1 protein-coding gene is annotated in these 1,694 nt (G+C 45.3%); it reads left to right on the top strand.

Annotated elements, in window-relative coordinates; translation table 11 throughout:
• Window positions 1-291: 291 nt before the first annotated feature.
• The gene (locus tag ACJMNB_RS00005) at window positions 292-1,584 is read left to right on the top strand and encodes a transposase (RefSeq protein WP_405337483.1); all 1,293 of its coding nucleotides are present in this window, start codon (window positions 292-294) and stop codon (window positions 1,582-1,584) included.
• Window positions 1,585-1,694: the final 110 nt, after the last annotated feature.

Raw genomic sequence — 1,694 nt, 5'->3', positions numbered from 1 at the left:
TATTACTAAAGTTTCCCACTTGCAAATAGCTTGCCCTTAAAGTCTTAAAAATCAAGAGGAAAGAGAAGGAATGTCCAAAAGTTTTTGTATCTTTGTAGTGCAAATAAATCATTGATACATAAACAATTAAACATTCCTTATATGTTTGCAAAATTAAACAAAATCGGAGAGTTGACCAAGATTTTAAGTGTTAAAAGTGAGACTTGTGACTCAATTATGCACTTCATGGCGTGTTTTTGCATAGGAAGAATCCTTTCCAAACATTCTTTGGACAAGATGCGGGGTCGGGACATGGTGGAACAGATTCTGGCCATGATGGTTTTCCGTATTCTTGGTGAGTCCATAGGCTTCATGTCCAAAACGAAGTTCTACGGCATTCTTGAAGTTGGCAAGAATTGCTTCTACCGTTTGCTTGCCCGTCCAGAAATGGACTGGCGTATTCTGCTTCTTTCCATGGCCCGGCGTTTTCATAGCATAGTACGCAAGGAAAAGGCAGAGGAGACAAATGCGCCCAAATGCTATATTATCGATGACACGACCGTGTCCAAAACAGGATTGCACTTCGAAGGTCTAAGCCGTGTCTTTGACCATGTCCTCGGCAAATGCGTCCTTGGTTACAAGTTGCTCATTCTGGCATTCTTTGACGGGCGCAGCACATACACCGTAGACTTGTCCATACACCGGGAGTCCGGAAAGAAGGGGAACTATAGCCTGTCAAGGGAGGAACGTTCCATGCAGTTCCACAAAGAGCGTATTGAAGGCAAACCGGACTATGAGCGCTTCAAGGAGCTGGATACCAAGAAGAGTGACAATGTGGTAAGAATGATAGAAAGGGCCTATAAGGGTGGTATTCGTGCCACTTACGCACTGATGGACACGTGGTTTGTAAAAGCGCCTTTGGTTTGCGCTGTCAGGAAGATAGGCGGCGGAGCCGTACATGTCGTAGGCCGTCTTGCTATGGGAAAGGATAGGTATGCAGTCGGTTCACGACGTTACAATGTCCATGAGCTCATAGCCCTGCATGAGCGTGAGGCCGTTGTGTGCCGCAAGTACAAGTGCATGTATTTCGAGCAACGGGTGATGATGGGGGATACATGTGTGAAGATCTTCTTCATCAGAGTCGGCAGAAATAAAAATTGGGATGCAATAGTCACAACGGACACCCACATGAAATTCGTGAAAGCATTTGAGATATACCAGATACGATGGAACATAGAGGTATTGATAAAGGAATGCCGGCAATATCTTGGACTTGGCTCATACCAGGGCACGGATTTCGACGAACAGATTGCCGACTGCACGCTCTGCCTTATGACACACATGGTATTGACATTGGGACAGAGGTTCAACGAGTATGAGGCTCTTGGAGAGTTGTTCCGTGCGACAAGGCGAGAAATGTTCGAACTCACACAATGGCGTCGTACACTTGAGATCATCAAGAATCTGCTTAACGTGTTGGCAGTAAAACTCTGCATCAATGTGGCTAATACCATGGAGAATTTGATGCAAGGTACACAAGCCGTCAGCGAACTCGAGGCAATTTTGAGTGTCTTGTCCCCCTCTGAGGCCGCGGTTACGCGCTAACACAGCGCGTTAACTTCTATTTGCGAGATGTTAATAGATTGTCAATCAGTATATTGCAATGTTTGATTATTCGCGAAAGCCGGTAAAATGGCAAGTGGGAAACTTTAGTA

The organism is Fibrobacter sp. (assembly GCF_045131395.1).
Taxonomy (GTDB): Bacteria; Fibrobacterota; Fibrobacteria; order Fibrobacterales; family Fibrobacteraceae; genus Fibrobacter.
This window is presented reverse-complemented; position numbering and strand designations above follow the sequence as displayed.